The sequence below is a fragment of the Embleya sp. NPDC025285 genome (assembly GCF_055558835.1).
In genome coordinates this window covers 25,812-39,056 of the sequence record NZ_JBVHLU010000003.1, presented here as the reverse complement: position 1 = coordinate 39,056, position 13,245 = coordinate 25,812, and the positions used below count along the sequence as shown (strand labels likewise).

Below are 13,245 nucleotides of genomic sequence, written 5' to 3'. Positions count from 1 at the left end.
GAGAGACACTTCGATGGGCCACTTGATGAGTGGCACATTAGCCCGATCGCTATTGGTCCACTAGTGCCGATCCGCCATCCGGACACGCCCGAGCCGCCCCTCGGCGCGGGCCGGGGGTGCGGGCCGGGGGTGCGGGCCGGGGGTGCGGGCGGGCGGCTTACCGGACAAGGGAGTTCATCACCGCCCGGAACGGACCCGGGCCCGCCCTGGTGCGGCACTAGCGGACCCGACGGGCCTCGCGCCAGGCCGCGGACAGGAGTTCGACGGCCTGGGACAGCACCGGTTCGGGCCACGCGAAGCTCAGGCGGATGTGCTCGGCGGCGGTGTCCGGGTCCGGCGCGAAGACGGCGCCGGGGGAGACCGCGACGCCGTGGCGAAGGGCGCCGGCGACGAAGTCCTCGCCGTCCACGCCGGGCAACCGGGCCCACAGGGACAGGCCGCCGCTTGGCAGGGTCCACTCCCACTCGGGCAGGTGCCGGGTGAGTTCGGCGGCGAAGTGGTCCCGGCGGGCGGCGAGCGTGTCGGCCCAAGCGCGGACCCGCCTCGGCCGGTCGGGGTCGCGCAGCAGGTGGATCGCGAGTTGCTGGTCCAGCGTGGAACAGGCCAGGTCGGTACGCTGCTTGGCCTCGATCAGCAGGGTCCGCACGGAGGTCGGCGCAGCCACCCAACCCAGCCGCAGACCGCCCCACGTGGTCTTGGACAGCGAACCCAGGCACACCGTGCGCTCGGGCAGGTGTTCGGCCGCCGAGGCGACCGGCCCGTCGGCGAGCTCGGCGAGGGTGCGGTCCTCCACCAGCAGCGCGCCCTCCTCGGCGGCCACCCGGGCGACCGCCTTCGCCCGCCGGGCCGAGACCATGGCTCCGGTCGGGTTGTGCACGGGCAGCGAGAACGCGTACGCGGGTCGATGCCGGCGGATCGCCGCCCGCAACTCGTCCGGATCGAAGCCGTGCCGATCGCCCGGCACCGGGATCGCCTCGGCGCCGAAGCGGTACGCCGCGGCGAGCATCCCGGGATAGGTGGTCGGCTCGACCAGGATCCGGTCGCCGGGCGCGAGCAGCGCGTCGGCGACCAGGTGGATCGCCTGCTGCGCGCCCGAGGTCACCACGATGTCCTCCGCGCCGAACCCCGCGGGCAACGCGTGCGCCGCGACCAGCGCGCGCAGTCGCGGGTCGCCGGCCGGCGCGTACCCGTCCTGTGGTCGGGCGTCGAGCAGGTCCTCCACGCGCAGCGCGGTGTCCGGCAGCAGCGAGGCGTCGGGTACGACCGCCTTGGCCAGGTCGACCACGATGGCGCCCTCGCGCAGCCAGCGGGAGAAGGTCGGCCGACCGCCGGGACGCACGTACGAGCCGCTGCCGTGGCGCCGTTCGACCAGGCCGATCCGGTTCAGCGAGAGGTAGGCCGAGGCGACCGTGCCGCGACTGAGCCCGAGTGCCTCGGCGAGCGCGCGCTCGGACGGCAGCCGGGTCTCGGCGAGCAGGTCGCCGCCCTCCACCAACTCGCGCAGCGCGTCGAACAGCCGCTCGCCGCGCGAGCGGCGCTCGTTGCGCCGGGGGCGCCCCATGCGCTCGGCGACCACGACCGCGAACTGCTCGACCTCCACGACCACTCCCTCGACCCACGTTCCCTCGGATGGCTCGACGATATGGGGTCGCGCGGGCTCGGCACGCCGCCCGCTACCACGGCAGCGGGTGGGTGTCCCGGAAGAAGCCGCCGGTAGGGCCGTTGTCGGGAAGGGTCGCCGCCCAGACGATGCCCGCCGCGCCCGCCGCGACCGGGCGCCCGCCCGGGCCGCCCATCTCGGTGGCCACCCAGCCCGGGCAGATCGCGTTGACCAGGAGGCGGTCCGGGCGCGGTTCGGCCGCGAGCATCCGGGTGGGCGCGTTGAGACCGACCTTGGAGATCGTGTACGCGGGCGTGCCGCCGCCCATGTTGGTCAGCGACACGGCCTCGCTGCTCACGTTGACCACCCTGGGATGGGCCGAGCGGCGCGGCAGCGGCAGGAACGCCTGCACCGTGCGCCAGGGCCCGTACAGGTTGGTCTCGCCGGCCTGGGCCACCACGTCCAGGTCCGCGTCGGTCGCGCGCTGCCAGGTGTCTTAGGTGATCGCGGTGTTGTCGACCTAGCTTCGCGGCGCGTGGGTTCCTTTTGTCCTCAAACGCCGGACAGGCTGATTGTGGATGGGCTTGGTGAGTTTGCTGGACTTTTGGGGTGTCCTGGGTGTCCTCAAGCGCCGGACGGGCCGGAGGGGTTGGGTGAGCTTCATGGATGCGCTGCGGTTTTCGGGTGCCCTCAAGTGCCGGGCGGGTTGAGTTTGGGTCGGCTTGGGGCGTGTGCTGGGGTTTTGGGGTGACTTCGAGCGGGGGTGGGGGCGAGTTTCGGGTTGGTTAGAGGGGGTGGGGGTCGGGTTCGTATAGGCGGTATAGGCGGCGGGTTGTGTGGGTGTGGTCTCGGGCCGTTACCGCGTTCCAGGCTCGGGAGAGGAGGTTGCGGGCCTGGTGGCCGGGCCAGGGGGTGGGGAGGAGTTCCGGGGGGAGCAGGGGGTCGGGTTCCATTGCTCGGCTGAATTCGACGGTCAACTCGACGCCGATGGTGAGTAGTTCGACGTCGTCGATGTCGGCGTTCGATTCCAGGCGGGCCAGTCTGGGGCGGGTGGTCTCGATCAGGCGCTCGTAGCGCTCGGCCAATTCGGTGAGCGGCCACAGGTGGGCGGCCAGTTCCGTCGGGCGATCGAGCGGGCCGATGCGCAGGTCCCGGCTGGTGAGCAGGGTTACCGCGTCCGATACGCCCAGGCGGCCCGCCTCGGCCGAGACCAGGTCGGTCCACTCGTTCGCGGACACGTACAGGCCGCCGTGCAGCGCCGCGCCGCCCAGTCGCAGGATCGCGTCGCGCAGCGCGTCGCGCGCGGATCGCGCGGACTCCGGGATCGCGAACGCGACCAGTCGCCACGTGCCGTCCCACGGTTCCAGGCCGCGATCCTGGCGGAACGCGTAGCGGACGAACTCGACGTTGGGTTCGATGGTGCGCAGGGTGTCCTCGGACGCGCTCAGCACCGCCTTGCGACCACGACCGTGATGGGTGAACCGCCCCTCGGCGATCAGGCGTTTGACGCACAGCCGCACCTGCTGGTCGGTCATCCCGAGCTCGCCCGCGACGGTGTACAGCTCGCCCGCGTCCACGCTGCCGTCCGGCCGCACCAGCGCGTACACGAGGGTGCGGGTCGGGATCTCGACCGGGTCGACTCCTGGCGTTCCTGGCATGGCCCGAGCATACGAGCGCGCGGGGCGGCCCATCCCGCTCACCCGCGCGCGGGCGTCGAGGCGGGCCCGATTCTGCGGATCATGGTGGTCACGGCCCCGAAGCCCAGCAATGGGCGCAGGTAGGGCGTGTGCTCGGTCCTGGTCGCGACGAAGCCGTGTCGTTCGTAGAGCGCGCGGGCACGCGGGTTCACGTCGATCACGTCGAGCCGGATCCGTCGGCAGCCGAGTTCGCGGGCGAGCACGGCCACCTCGTCCAGCAGCAGGCTGCCGATGCCCGTGCCGCGCTGCGACGGGTCGACGGCGATCCCGTCCATGACCAACTCCGATGACCCGGGCCTGCGTTCGAGCAGGGCCAGGATGGCGACGCGGTGCAGGCCGCCGAGTCGGCCGTACGCCCGCAGCACATCGCGCGCCGTGCCGCCGGTGAGGCCATGGCCACCGTGCGTGTAGCCGGCCAGGCCGACCAGTACGCCGTCCCGGGTCGCGGCGATCGCGCGGTCCGCGTGCAGGTGCTCGGCGATGAACGCCGTCCCGGCCTCGGCCGGGCCCAGCGCGGTGCCCAGCTTGCGCCCGAACGCCTCCCAGTACAGCTCGGCCGCCCGCCGGCGCGCGTCGGGCGGCAGGCCGCGGCGGATCAGCAGCGCGCCCGGGTGCCGGTGATCCGAACCGCGTCGATCGTTCGGCTCGCTCGCCTGGTCCATCGCTGCCTCCGGGTGGTGGGTCGTCCTCGGCGTCGTGGTCGATCATGCCGGGCATCCGGAGACAGCATACTTGAAACGTTCGTTTGACAGACGAGCGTTTGCAATTCGATAGTTATTGCGGATGAGGGTGCGATACGCAGCCGGATGAAGGAGACGAAGGCATGAAGCTCGGATCGGTTGTTCGACGCCATCGCGGGCTCACGATCGGCGCCGCGATCGTCGCGCTGCTCCTGTTGGTCGGCCTGGGCGCGGTGGTGTACGCGGACCGTGCGAACACCTACGACCTCGACGAGGAGCGGATCTCCTTCCGGGACGGCGCGCAACGGCTGGACGGTGTGCTGGCCAAGCCCACGCGCGGGCGCGGTCCGTACGGGCTGGTCGTGTTGGTGCACGGCGACGGGCCGAAGAACGCCACCAACGACGGGTTCTACCGGCCGCAGATGGAGGCGTACGCGCGGGCGGGCTACGCGACGTTGTCCTGGACCAAGCCCGGAGTGGACGGCGCGCCGGGGAACTGGCTCGACCAGAGCATGGAGGACCGCGCCCGGGAGACCGAGGCGGCGATCGCGTGGAGTCGCTCCCGGCCGGACGTGGACCACGCGCGGGTGGGCCTGTGGGGTGCCAGTCAGGCGGGTTGGGTGTTGCCGAAGGTGGCCGCGCGCACGCCGGACGTACGGTTCCTGATCGCCGTCTCGCCCGCGATCAACTGGTTGCGTCAGGGCCGCTACAACCTGCTCGCCGAACTGCGCGCCGAGCACGCCTCGGCGGAGCGGATCGAGACCGAGGTGCGGCGCAGCGACGAGACCCGACGGCTGCTCCAGGAGGGGGCGAGCCACGAGCGGTACCGCGCGGCCCTGGGGGACGCCGCGGACATGCCGGCCGACCGGTGGGCGTTCGCGCGCAGGAACTTCGCCGCCGACGCGAGCGCGGACCTGGCCGGGGTGCGGGTGCCGGTGTTGTTGATGCTCGCCGGGCACGACGTGAACGTGGACGTCGCGGAGACCGAGGCGGAGTATCGCCGACTGCTGGGCGGGCGGGCCGAGTTGACGGTCCGGCACTACCCGGGCGCGGCGCACTCGATGGTGGAGAAGGACATCGAGGACTCGCGGATCGACACCTGGTTCACGGCGGTCTTCGCGCCGCGTGACCTGTTCGCCGCCGGGTACCTCGGCGACCAGCGACGCTTCCTGGCCGGGCGCTGAGCACCGCTTCGGGTCAGAGGGCGACCGGGATCGCGCCCAAGGCCGTCGTCACCTCCGCCAGGTGCGGATCGGCGGCGGCCTTGGCCAGTGCGGCGGTCAGCGCCTCCGCGTAGGTGGCGTCGGCCTGGGCCAGCCGGGTGCGCCCGTCGTCGGTGATCACCGTGTATACGCCTCGGCGGTCCTTGGGACACAGGTCGCGTCGGGTGAGTCCGTCGGTTTCCAGGCGGACCGCGAGGCGGCTGACCGAACTCTGGTTCAGACCGATCGAATCGGCGAGTTCCTGCATGCGCAGCTCGCCGTCGGGCGCGACCGAGAGCCGGGAGAGCGCGCGGTACTCGGACAGGCCGATTCCGTGCCGCCGTTGCAGCGTCCTGCCGAGGTCGTGCTCGACGCGCGCGTGCAGTACGACGACCTGTTCCCAGAGTTTCGCGTCCATGGCCCGTCCCCTTTCGCCGTGTGGGCGAGTCGCCCGTGCGGGCGGGTCGCCGGTTCGGTGGAGTCCCGGCGGCCGGTCCGGCGGAGCGTACGACCGCTGTTGACAGCAGGTTACATGCAGTGCCAGATTATGCATGCACAAGCAAACAATGTATGAGCATACACCTTCCTGATGTACGCGGATCGAGGTCACCGTGCTCGACCGCCGGCCCCGACCCCACCGAAACCGATCGACCCGATGGAACGGATGACGCGTTGACCTCTCCCACCGCCACCGCGAACCCGCTGCTGACCCCGCACCGGCGCGGCCTCCTGGACCTGCCCAACCGGATCGCGATGGCCCCGATGACCCGGGGCCGCGCCGACGACACCACCGGTGTGCCGAGCGAGCACGCCGCCGCCTACTACACCCAGCGCGCCGGCGCCGGGCTACTGATCACCGAGGGCATCTCGATCCACCCGCTCGGCAAGTCCGGCCCCGGCATCCCGGGACTGCGCACCGACGAACAGGTCGCGCGCTGGCGCGAGATCACCACCGCCGTGCACGACGCGGGCGGCCGGATCTTCGCCCAGCTGTGGCACGTGGGCCGGATGACGCACCCGGTGACCCTGGACGGCACGACGCCGACCGCGCCCTCGGCGGTGCCGATCACCGAGGCGCCGATCTTCACTCGGGACGGCCTGCTGCCGCACGTGACCCCGCGCGCACTGACCCTCGCCGAGATCGAGGAGGTGATCGCGGCGTTCGCGCGCGGTGCGCGGCGGGCGATCGAGGCCGGGTTCGACGGCATCGAGATCCACGGCGCCAACGGCTATCTGTTCCAGCAATTCCTGGCCGAGAACACCAACCTGCGCACCGACCGCTACGGCGGGTCGCGGGAGAACCGGCTGCGCTTCGTACTGGAGGTGGTGGCCGCGGTCACCGCCGAGATCGGCGCGGACCGGGTGGGCCTGCGCATCTCGCCGGACAACCCGGAGAACCAGATCCGCGAGGCGGACGCGCGCGGGACCTACCGGGCCCTGGTCGACGCGCTCGACCCGCTCGGCCTGGCCTACCTGCACGTGCTGGAGCGTGGCGACTACGCCGCCCTCGCGGATCTGCGCCCGCGCTGGACCGGCACGCTGATCGCGAACCACAACGGTCCGACGCCGGTCGACCCGGCGACGGCCGAGCGGTTGCTGGCCGCCGAACTGGCCGACGTGGTGGCCTTCGGCCGGCTGTTCATCAGCAATCCGGACCTGCCCGCGCGGATCGCCGAGGGGCTGCCGTTGGCCCCGCCGCCGGTGGCGGACGTGTACGGCGGGGGCGCGCGCGGCTACGTGGACTACCCGGCGGCCTCGGGCGCGGCCGGTTAGGCGTCCGGGCTTCAGGCAGCAGCGTCGAGCGGGCCGCGCTCGCCGGTGAGCACGGTGCGCAGCACGTCCGGGGTGAGCAGGCCGACGGCGCGACCGGCCTCGTCGGTCACCGCCCACACCCGCATGCCCCGGGCACGCATGGTGGCCAGCGCCTCGCCGGCGGGCATCTCCGGCCGGGCGAACGGGCCGCCGTCGTGCGTGATGTTCCCGATCGGCGTGCGCGCGGTGTACCACGAGCGGTTCTGGTACGGCGCGAGCTGCGCCCGGCGCACGACGCCGAGGCAGCGGCCGTCCTCGGCGTGCAGGATCACGTGGTCGGCGTCGGCCACCCGGATGATGTCGACGGCCTTGTCGACCATGGTGTTCACGTCGATCCGCAGCTCGGCCGGCCGCATGGCCTGCGCGACGGTGAGCGGACCGACGGGGCGATGGTGGGGTATGGCGGTCATCGTGGGCACCTGGTTTCCAGTCGTCCGGATCCGGGGTTCGCACCCGGGTCGCCGGTGGTTCGGGTCATGGGGGACCGCGGCCGGTGGGGACCGGTCGCGGGTCGGACCGTGCGCGCACCGTCTTCGGACGACACGCCCCGGCGGGGCGGCGGAAGTTCGGCGCTGAAGCCACCCGGGACGCGGCCGGCGCGCGACGTCGAACCTGCCGGGAACGGGCCGGGAAATACCGGCGTGCCGGGGCTCGACGCGGGCGTGACCGCCTGCGGTGGATGGCGACGCGAGAGTCGCGATGGCGCTGTGCGCTCGGTCGGCGGGCGAACCGCGGTCGCCGGAAACCCGGTTCACCAGTCCTGCGGATCCGGCCGCAATGGCCGACGTCCTCGCCCACCGAGGACGGCGTCGGCGCGCAGGCCGACGTACGACATGTCTTCGGTAGGGCCACCTTACCGTCTTTTTGACGTCTTTCCGACGGGCGGTCGACCCGGCGTCGGGACGATTGGGGGTGAACCGGCTTAATCCGCCCCACAGTTCGGGCGTGCCGGCGCCGCCGAGTCGGGTACCGGCGCCGGCCGAGGCCCCGAATCGCTCGGCCTGGGCCGGTGCTCCCCGGCGGTTGCTACCAGGTGTAGATCGGTTTGCCGTTGCGGTCCTTGGCCTCGGTGTAGACCTTCATGCACGCGCCCTCTTCGGAAGCGTTCAGGGCGGAGGAGCCCTTGGGGAGTTCACCAGCCGGCGGGGGCGGCGGGGCGGACGGCGGTGCCGAGGGGGTGCTGCTCTTGCCCGCGCCCTTGAAGGTGGCGCCGGAGCCCCAGTCCGCGCCGATCTGCACCGTCACGTGGGTCGCGTTCGGCTGGGGGGACAACGCGGTGGCGGGCAGGCCGAGCGCGTCGGCGACGGCCTGCGCCTGGACCTGGTCCTTGGCCGGGAAGATCACCGCGCTGGTCTGTCGCTTGATCGGGTTCGGGTCCTTCGTGGTCTTCGTGAAGCCCTGTGCGATCAGGCCCTCCGTGACAGCGGTGGGCAGGCTCGTCCTGGTCGTGCCGTTGACCACGGTGATCCGGATCGCGGCCTTGTCCACCGCGGGCGGCGGGGGCGGTTGCGGTGCCGAGGGCGGCGCGGTGGTCTCGGTGCCCGCCGGCGGGCCGTTCTTGTCGAACGCGACGTCGGAGCGGACCATCTTGAACAACGTCTCGGCGGACGCGGCCGGGACCAGGTGCTGATCGGGGGCCTGTGGATCCGCGTCGTGCGGCATCGTGGTCATGGTGATCCGGTTGGTGTTCACCTTGTTCAGCGTGGTCGCCAACGAGGTGAGCTTCTGGATCCCGTTGAGGCCGTCGTCGACGGTCAGCGACCTGGTCGCGGCGTCGGCGACCTTGAACAGTTTGATCGGGTTGGTGATGGTGCTGTTCGACTTGAGCGTGCGCACCATCGAGTTGAGGTACATGTGCTGCGCGTGGGTGCGCCCGACGTCGCTGCCGTCCTCGAAGGCGTGCCGCGTACGCAGCCACTTGAGCGCGTCCTCGCCCTGGATCTTGTGCGTGCCGGCGGTCAGCCGCAGATGCGAACCGATCACGTGCCGTTCGCCGTTGACGTACTCGACCGCCTCGTCCTGGATGTTCGACTGCACGCACACGTCGACCCCGCCGACCGCGTCGGCCATCGAGACCACGCCGGAGAAGGTGACCATCATGAAGTGATCGATGTGGACCTTGGTGAGCAACTGCCACGTGCCGACCACACAGCCGGGCCCGCCGCGACCGAGGCTCTCGTTGATCGTGGCGTTGATCGGCGGGAACTTCTGCTTGGTCTTCGGGTCGGTGCAGGCCGGTATCGCCACGCGGGTGTCGCGCGGGATGCTGATCACCGACGCGTTGCTGCGGTCCGCCGAGACGTGCAGCAACATCTGCACGTCCGCCCGCGGCGCGCCGCCGTCGCAGGCGCCACCGAGCTTGCAGTCGGTCGGGTCGTTCCGGCCGTCCGAGCCGATCATCAGGATGTTCATCGGGGTGCGGCCGAACTCGTCGGGCGCCTCCTTGGGCACGTCCACGTCGCTGGTGTTGAGCTTGCTGTGCTTGATGTTGGCGTTGAGCTTTTGATAGATCACGTAGCCGGTGATCCCGAGCGCGACCAGCACCAGCGACATCACCAGCGCGGTGATCTTGAGCTTGCGGAAGCGGCGCGGCTTGCCGTGCCCGGTGCCCTTGGCCCGTCGGGCGGCCCGACCGCCCGAGGCGTCCTCGCCTCGGCGGGCGCGCGGTACGGCGGGCGCTTCGTCGGCGGGCTCGGCACCGAGTTCCTCGCCGTCCGCCGCGGGAGCGGTCGAGACCGCGTCGGAGGAGGGTGGTCGCGACGCGTTCGCGCGCCGACGGCGACCACCGGACTCCGGTGCGGAACTCAAAACGACCCCCGAGAAAGATGTCGTCGAACCGATGCCGCGTTGCCGCGGACTGGCTCGACACCGTACCGGGCGGCCGGAACGGACCGAACAGGTGCCGGCCGCACGTCGTCGTGACGGCGGCCTCCTCGGAAACGGACGGCTTCGCGCACAGGTTGGTTGCGGCGCGGACGATCGGTTCCGGTATGGCATGGGTCACGGCGCGGCGCGCGTGCCGCGCGGGGCGGGAAGCGGTGGCGAACGACAAGGACGACGCCGCCCTCGGGGGGAGGGGGCGGCGCCGTCGTTCAGGCGTCGGTGAGCGGGATCACCTCTCGGCGGGGGGCACGCCGCGACTCCAGCCGAACGGTAATTCGCGGCGGCAAAGGTTGGGCCCGGGGACACCCGTTCACCGACTGTTCGGTACAACGAGCGAACGCCGGCCACCATTCCCGGACATAGCGGTTGATCTTCCGATCACGTCTTCGATCACGTCCCCTCCGGCCCCGAAGACGGGTTCGGGCGCGGGCCGGCCGGGTGCGCGTCCAGGCCCGCGATCAGCAGGTCGAGACCGGCGTGGAACTCGGTCTCGGGCGTGCTCTCGGCGGCGGCCCCGGCGATCTCGATCAGGTACGGGAAACGGTCGGTGGGCAGCGCGCGGGCCCGGTCGGTGATCGCCCGGACGTCCTCGTCCGGCGCGATCGAGAGCGGGCCGGCAAGTTCGGCCTGGGCGAAGCCGGTGACGAAGCCGGTCACGGCGCGGAACGCGTACAGCAGGTCGGCCCCGCGCCGGCCGCTGCGGGCGAGCGCGCGCAGCAACGCCTCGCCGTGCGCCAGCGTGGACCCGTCGGTGATCCGGCGGGTGAGGATGAGCGGGATGACGTCCGGATGGGCGCGTACGGCACGCCAGTTCGCTTCGGCGAGCCGGCGGGTGTCGACCCGCCAGTCGTCGTCCTCGGCGTGCTGCTCGTCGAGAGCCGGCAGGGCGTCCGCCATCACCGCCTCGACGAGCAGCCCCTCCAGGCCCTCGCGCCCGTCCACGTAGTTGTAGATCGTCATCGCCCCGGTGCCCAGCGCCGCGGCCAGGCTGCGCATGGTCAGCGCACCCAGGCCGTGTGCGTCCACCAGGGTCAGGGCCGCCGTGCGCAGTTGCTCGCGGCTGAACTTTCGGGGCGCGGGCACGATGCTCCTCCTTGACTTACGTACAACGTACGTGTTCGATGGGCGTTGTTCACGTACAGAGTACGTCAACGCGGCTCCGGCGGCTCGCGCCGAGCCGGACGGGCGCGCCCGGATGCGCCCGATTCCCTTTTGTGGCAAGGAGCTTCGATGACTCACATCGATGTGTTCGAGGACGCCCTCCGGTTGGCCGAAGGCGGCCGGATCAGCGCCGGGGAGCGCCGGATGAGCGGCGCCGACGGTGCCGACGGCGTCGATCAGGGGTGGCAGTTGGCCGCCTTCCATGTCGAGACCGACGCCGACCTGCACGCCGACCACTGGGAGATGCATCCCGAGTCCGACGAGGTGGTGTGCGTGTGGACGGGCGCGCTGCGGATCGTGCTGCGCGCCGAGGAGGGCGCCGGTGAGGAGTCGCCGGTCACCCTGCGGGCCGGCGGCGCGTTCGTGGTGCCGCGCGGGCGTTGGCATCGACTCGAGATCGAGGAGCCCGCCGATCTGATGTCGATCTCCCGGCGCTCCGGCACCCGCCTGGAGCGGCGGGCCGGGCGGGCGGGGGAGCGGGCATGACCGGGACGATCGAATCGGCGGCCGTTCCGGTCCGGATGCCGCGTGCGACCCGGATGTTGCTGGTCGTGGTGCTGACCGTGCAGTTCACCGTCGCGCTGGACATGTCCGTGGTCAACGTGGCCCTGCCGGACATCCGCGACGATCTGGGCTTCGGCGCGGACGGGCTGCCGTGGGTGGTGAACGCGTACGCGCTGAGCTTCGGCGGGCTGCTGATGCTCGGCGGCCGGATCGGTGACCTGGTCGGGCGCCGTCGCACACTCCTCGCGGGCCTGGCCGTGTTCGGCCTGGCCGGTCTGGGCGGCGGCCTGGCCACCACGCCCGGCGCGCTGATCGCCGCCCGCGCGGTGCAGGGGATCGGTGCCGCCGCGCTCGCGCCGGTGGCGTTCGCGCTGATCACGGTGACCTTCCCGGCCGGGCCCGCGCGGTCCAGGGCGCTGGGGTTGTGGGGTGCGACGGCCGCGGCGGGCGGTGCCTTCGGAGTGCTGATCGGCGGGCTGCTCACCGAGTCGGTGGGCTGGCAGGCGGTCATGTTCATCAACGTGCCGATCGTCGCGTTCGCCATGTTCGCCGCGCGCGGACTGCCGGCGGATCGACCCGTGCCCGGCGCCACGCCCAGGCTCGACCCGGTCGGCGCGCTCTTGGTCACCGCGGGTGCGACCACATTGGTGCTGGGCGTGGTGCGGGCCGAGCGGCAGGGCTGGGGATCGGCCGTGACGATCGGTACGCTCGCCGCCGCCGCGGTCCTGCTGGCCGCCTTCGTTCTGGTCGAACTGCGGGTCGCCGAGCCGCTGTTGCGGATGGGGTTGTTGACCCATCGGCCGGTGCTGGGCGCGAACCTGTTCATGATGCTGCTGTTCTCCGGCCAGTTCGCGGCGTTCTACTTCACGTCGTTGTATCTCCAGCAGGTGCTCGACTACGGACCGGCCGCCGCCGGCGCGGCCTTCGTGCCCTTCTCCGGCGGGATCGTGATCGGCTCGGTGCTCGCCACCCGGACGATGGCCCGGATCGGCCCGGGACGGCTGCTCGCACTGGGCGCCGTGCTCGCGGCGGTGGGCTTCGGCTGGTTCGGGCTCGCGTTCGACGTCGACGGCACCTTCCTGCGCTCGATCCTGGGTCCCTCGCTGGTCGCGAGCATCGGTGCGGGGCTGTGCTTCGTGCCGCTGGGCACCGCCGCGACCGCGGGAGTCGCCGCGCACGAGGCCGGGATGGCCGGCGGACTGATCAACAGCTCGCGACAGATCGGCGGTTCGATCGGCCTGGCCGGGCTGGTCACGCTGGCCGCGTCGGTGATCGGACCGGACGGCGGCGGGTCCGAGCGCGAACTCGCACACGGGTACGCGGTCGCGCTGGAGACGGCGGGCGGGCTGCTCGTGTTGGCCGCAGTGGTCGCGCTGGTCCTGGTGCCGGCCAAACTCGGGGGTGCGCCCGCCGGCGAGCGGGGATAGCCGCCGGGGCGGGAGCAGAGCCGGGCGCCCGGTGGTGTGTCGGTGGCGGCTTCGCTCGGCTCCCGGCCGGGGTCACGAGGGGGCCTCGGCGTTCGGCCCCGCCCCGGGCCTGTCAAGTGGACTCCATGGACGCCTTGTTGCGTCGGTCACAGGCGAACCAGTCGGCTGCATAACGTCTTTCGGGCGGGGTCGGCCGCGCCGCGCGATGCTCGTCGGCGCGGGCCGGCCGCGAACTCGACGGCCCTCCCACGTATATCGCTGCTTTCCACCGGGTAGCGT

Annotated in this window: 11 protein-coding genes and 1 pseudogene; 4 read left to right on the top strand and 8 right to left on the bottom strand. The window is 72.1% G+C overall.

Features of this window, described 5'->3' with window-relative positions; all coding sequences use genetic code 11:
• Positions 1 to 217: 217 nt before the first annotated feature.
• From ACZ4FV_RS02930 to ACZ4FV_RS02915, 4 genes and pseudogenes are all read right to left on the bottom strand, one after another.
• A complete protein-coding gene (locus ACZ4FV_RS02930) occupies positions 218 to 1,600 on the bottom strand; it encodes an aminotransferase-like domain-containing protein (RefSeq protein WP_402232221.1) in 1,383 nt (460 codons plus the stop codon).
• A 73-nt stretch (positions 1,601 to 1,673) separates the two neighbouring features.
• Positions 1,674 to 2,072: pseudogene (locus ACZ4FV_RS02925) on the bottom strand (SDR family oxidoreductase); the annotation flags it as partial.
• A 313-nt stretch (positions 2,073 to 2,385) separates the two neighbouring features.
• The gene (locus ACZ4FV_RS02920) at positions 2,386 to 3,258 is read right to left on the bottom strand and encodes a PaaX family transcriptional regulator C-terminal domain-containing protein (RefSeq protein WP_395865605.1); all 873 of its coding nucleotides are present in this window, start codon (positions 3,256 to 3,258) and stop codon (positions 2,386 to 2,388) included.
• A 38-nt stretch (positions 3,259 to 3,296) separates the two neighbouring features.
• Positions 3,297 to 3,959, bottom strand: a complete 663-nt coding sequence (locus ACZ4FV_RS02915; protein ID WP_395865603.1) for a GNAT family N-acetyltransferase — start codon at positions 3,957 to 3,959, stop codon at positions 3,297 to 3,299.
• A gap of 161 nt (positions 3,960 to 4,120) precedes the next feature.
• Here ACZ4FV_RS02915 and ACZ4FV_RS02910 point away from each other — a divergent pair, with 161 nt between their 5' ends.
• A complete protein-coding gene (locus ACZ4FV_RS02910) occupies positions 4,121 to 5,161 on the top strand; it encodes an alpha/beta hydrolase family protein (protein WP_465321689.1) in 1,041 nt (346 codons plus the stop codon).
• Positions 5,162 to 5,174: 13 nt separating this feature from the next.
• Here ACZ4FV_RS02910 and ACZ4FV_RS02905 read toward each other — a convergent pair whose 3' ends face one another.
• A complete protein-coding gene (locus tag ACZ4FV_RS02905; protein ID WP_465321688.1) occupies positions 5,175 to 5,597 on the bottom strand; it encodes a MarR family winged helix-turn-helix transcriptional regulator in 423 nt (140 codons plus the stop codon).
• 254 nt (positions 5,598 to 5,851) lie between these two features.
• Here ACZ4FV_RS02905 and ACZ4FV_RS02900 point away from each other — a divergent pair, with 254 nt between their 5' ends.
• Entirely contained in the window at positions 5,852 to 6,952 is a 1,101-nt protein-coding gene (locus ACZ4FV_RS02900; RefSeq protein WP_395865597.1) for an alkene reductase, read from the top strand.
• Between the two features lie 11 nt (positions 6,953 to 6,963).
• Here ACZ4FV_RS02900 and ACZ4FV_RS02895 read toward each other — a convergent pair whose 3' ends face one another.
• The 3 genes from ACZ4FV_RS02895 to ACZ4FV_RS02885 form a co-directional block, all read right to left on the bottom strand.
• Positions 6,964 to 7,401, bottom strand: a complete 438-nt coding sequence (locus ACZ4FV_RS02895; protein ID WP_395865595.1) for a CBS domain-containing protein — start codon at positions 7,399 to 7,401, stop codon at positions 6,964 to 6,966.
• A 616-nt stretch (positions 7,402 to 8,017) separates the two neighbouring features.
• On the bottom strand, positions 8,018 to 9,799 hold the full coding sequence (locus tag ACZ4FV_RS02890) for an LCP family protein (protein ID WP_465321686.1): 1,782 nt from the start codon (positions 9,797 to 9,799) through the stop codon (positions 8,018 to 8,020).
• A gap of 465 nt (positions 9,800 to 10,264) precedes the next feature.
• Positions 10,265 to 10,957 carry a TetR/AcrR family transcriptional regulator C-terminal domain-containing protein gene (locus tag ACZ4FV_RS02885; protein WP_402232207.1) on the bottom strand — a complete coding sequence of 231 codons (693 nt, stop codon included), beginning with the start codon at positions 10,955 to 10,957 and terminating at the stop codon, positions 10,265 to 10,267.
• Between the two features lie 147 nt (positions 10,958 to 11,104).
• Here ACZ4FV_RS02885 and ACZ4FV_RS02880 point away from each other — a divergent pair, with 147 nt between their 5' ends.
• Both ACZ4FV_RS02880 and ACZ4FV_RS02875 read left to right on the top strand, forming a co-directional pair.
• Complete coding sequence (locus tag ACZ4FV_RS02880) at positions 11,105 to 11,521, top strand: cupin domain-containing protein (RefSeq protein WP_395865589.1); 417 nt, start codon at positions 11,105 to 11,107, stop codon at positions 11,519 to 11,521.
• Complete coding sequence (locus ACZ4FV_RS02875) at positions 11,518 to 12,966, top strand: MFS transporter (RefSeq protein WP_402232206.1); 1,449 nt, start codon at positions 11,518 to 11,520, stop codon at positions 12,964 to 12,966. The genes ACZ4FV_RS02880 and ACZ4FV_RS02875 overlap by 4 nt, the downstream gene beginning before the upstream one ends.
• The last annotated feature ends 279 nt before the right edge of the window (positions 12,967 to 13,245 follow it).

What these genes read in the sequence shown, in the direction of transcription:
- ACZ4FV_RS02915 (WP_395865603.1), bottom strand. Translation starts at nt 3,959, where the DNA reads ATGGACCAGGCGAGCGAGCCGAACGATCGACGCGGTTCGGATCACCGG.
- ACZ4FV_RS02895 (WP_395865595.1), bottom strand. Translation starts at nt 7,401, where the DNA reads ATGACCGCCATACCCCACCATCGCCCCGTCGGTCCGCTCACCGTCGCG.
- ACZ4FV_RS02905 (WP_465321688.1), bottom strand. Translation starts at nt 5,597, where the DNA reads ATGGACGCGAAACTCTGGGAACAGGTCGTCGTACTGCACGCGCGCGTC.
- ACZ4FV_RS02920 (WP_395865605.1), bottom strand. Translation starts at nt 3,258, where the DNA reads ATGCCAGGAACGCCAGGAGTCGACCCGGTCGAGATCCCGACCCGCACC.
- ACZ4FV_RS02875 (WP_402232206.1), top strand. Translation starts at nt 11,518, where the DNA reads ATGACCGGGACGATCGAATCGGCGGCCGTTCCGGTCCGGATGCCGCGT.
- ACZ4FV_RS02910 (WP_465321689.1), top strand. Translation starts at nt 4,121, where the DNA reads ATGAAGCTCGGATCGGTTGTTCGACGCCATCGCGGGCTCACGATCGGC.
- ACZ4FV_RS02880 (WP_395865589.1), top strand. Translation starts at nt 11,105, where the DNA reads ATGACTCACATCGATGTGTTCGAGGACGCCCTCCGGTTGGCCGAAGGC.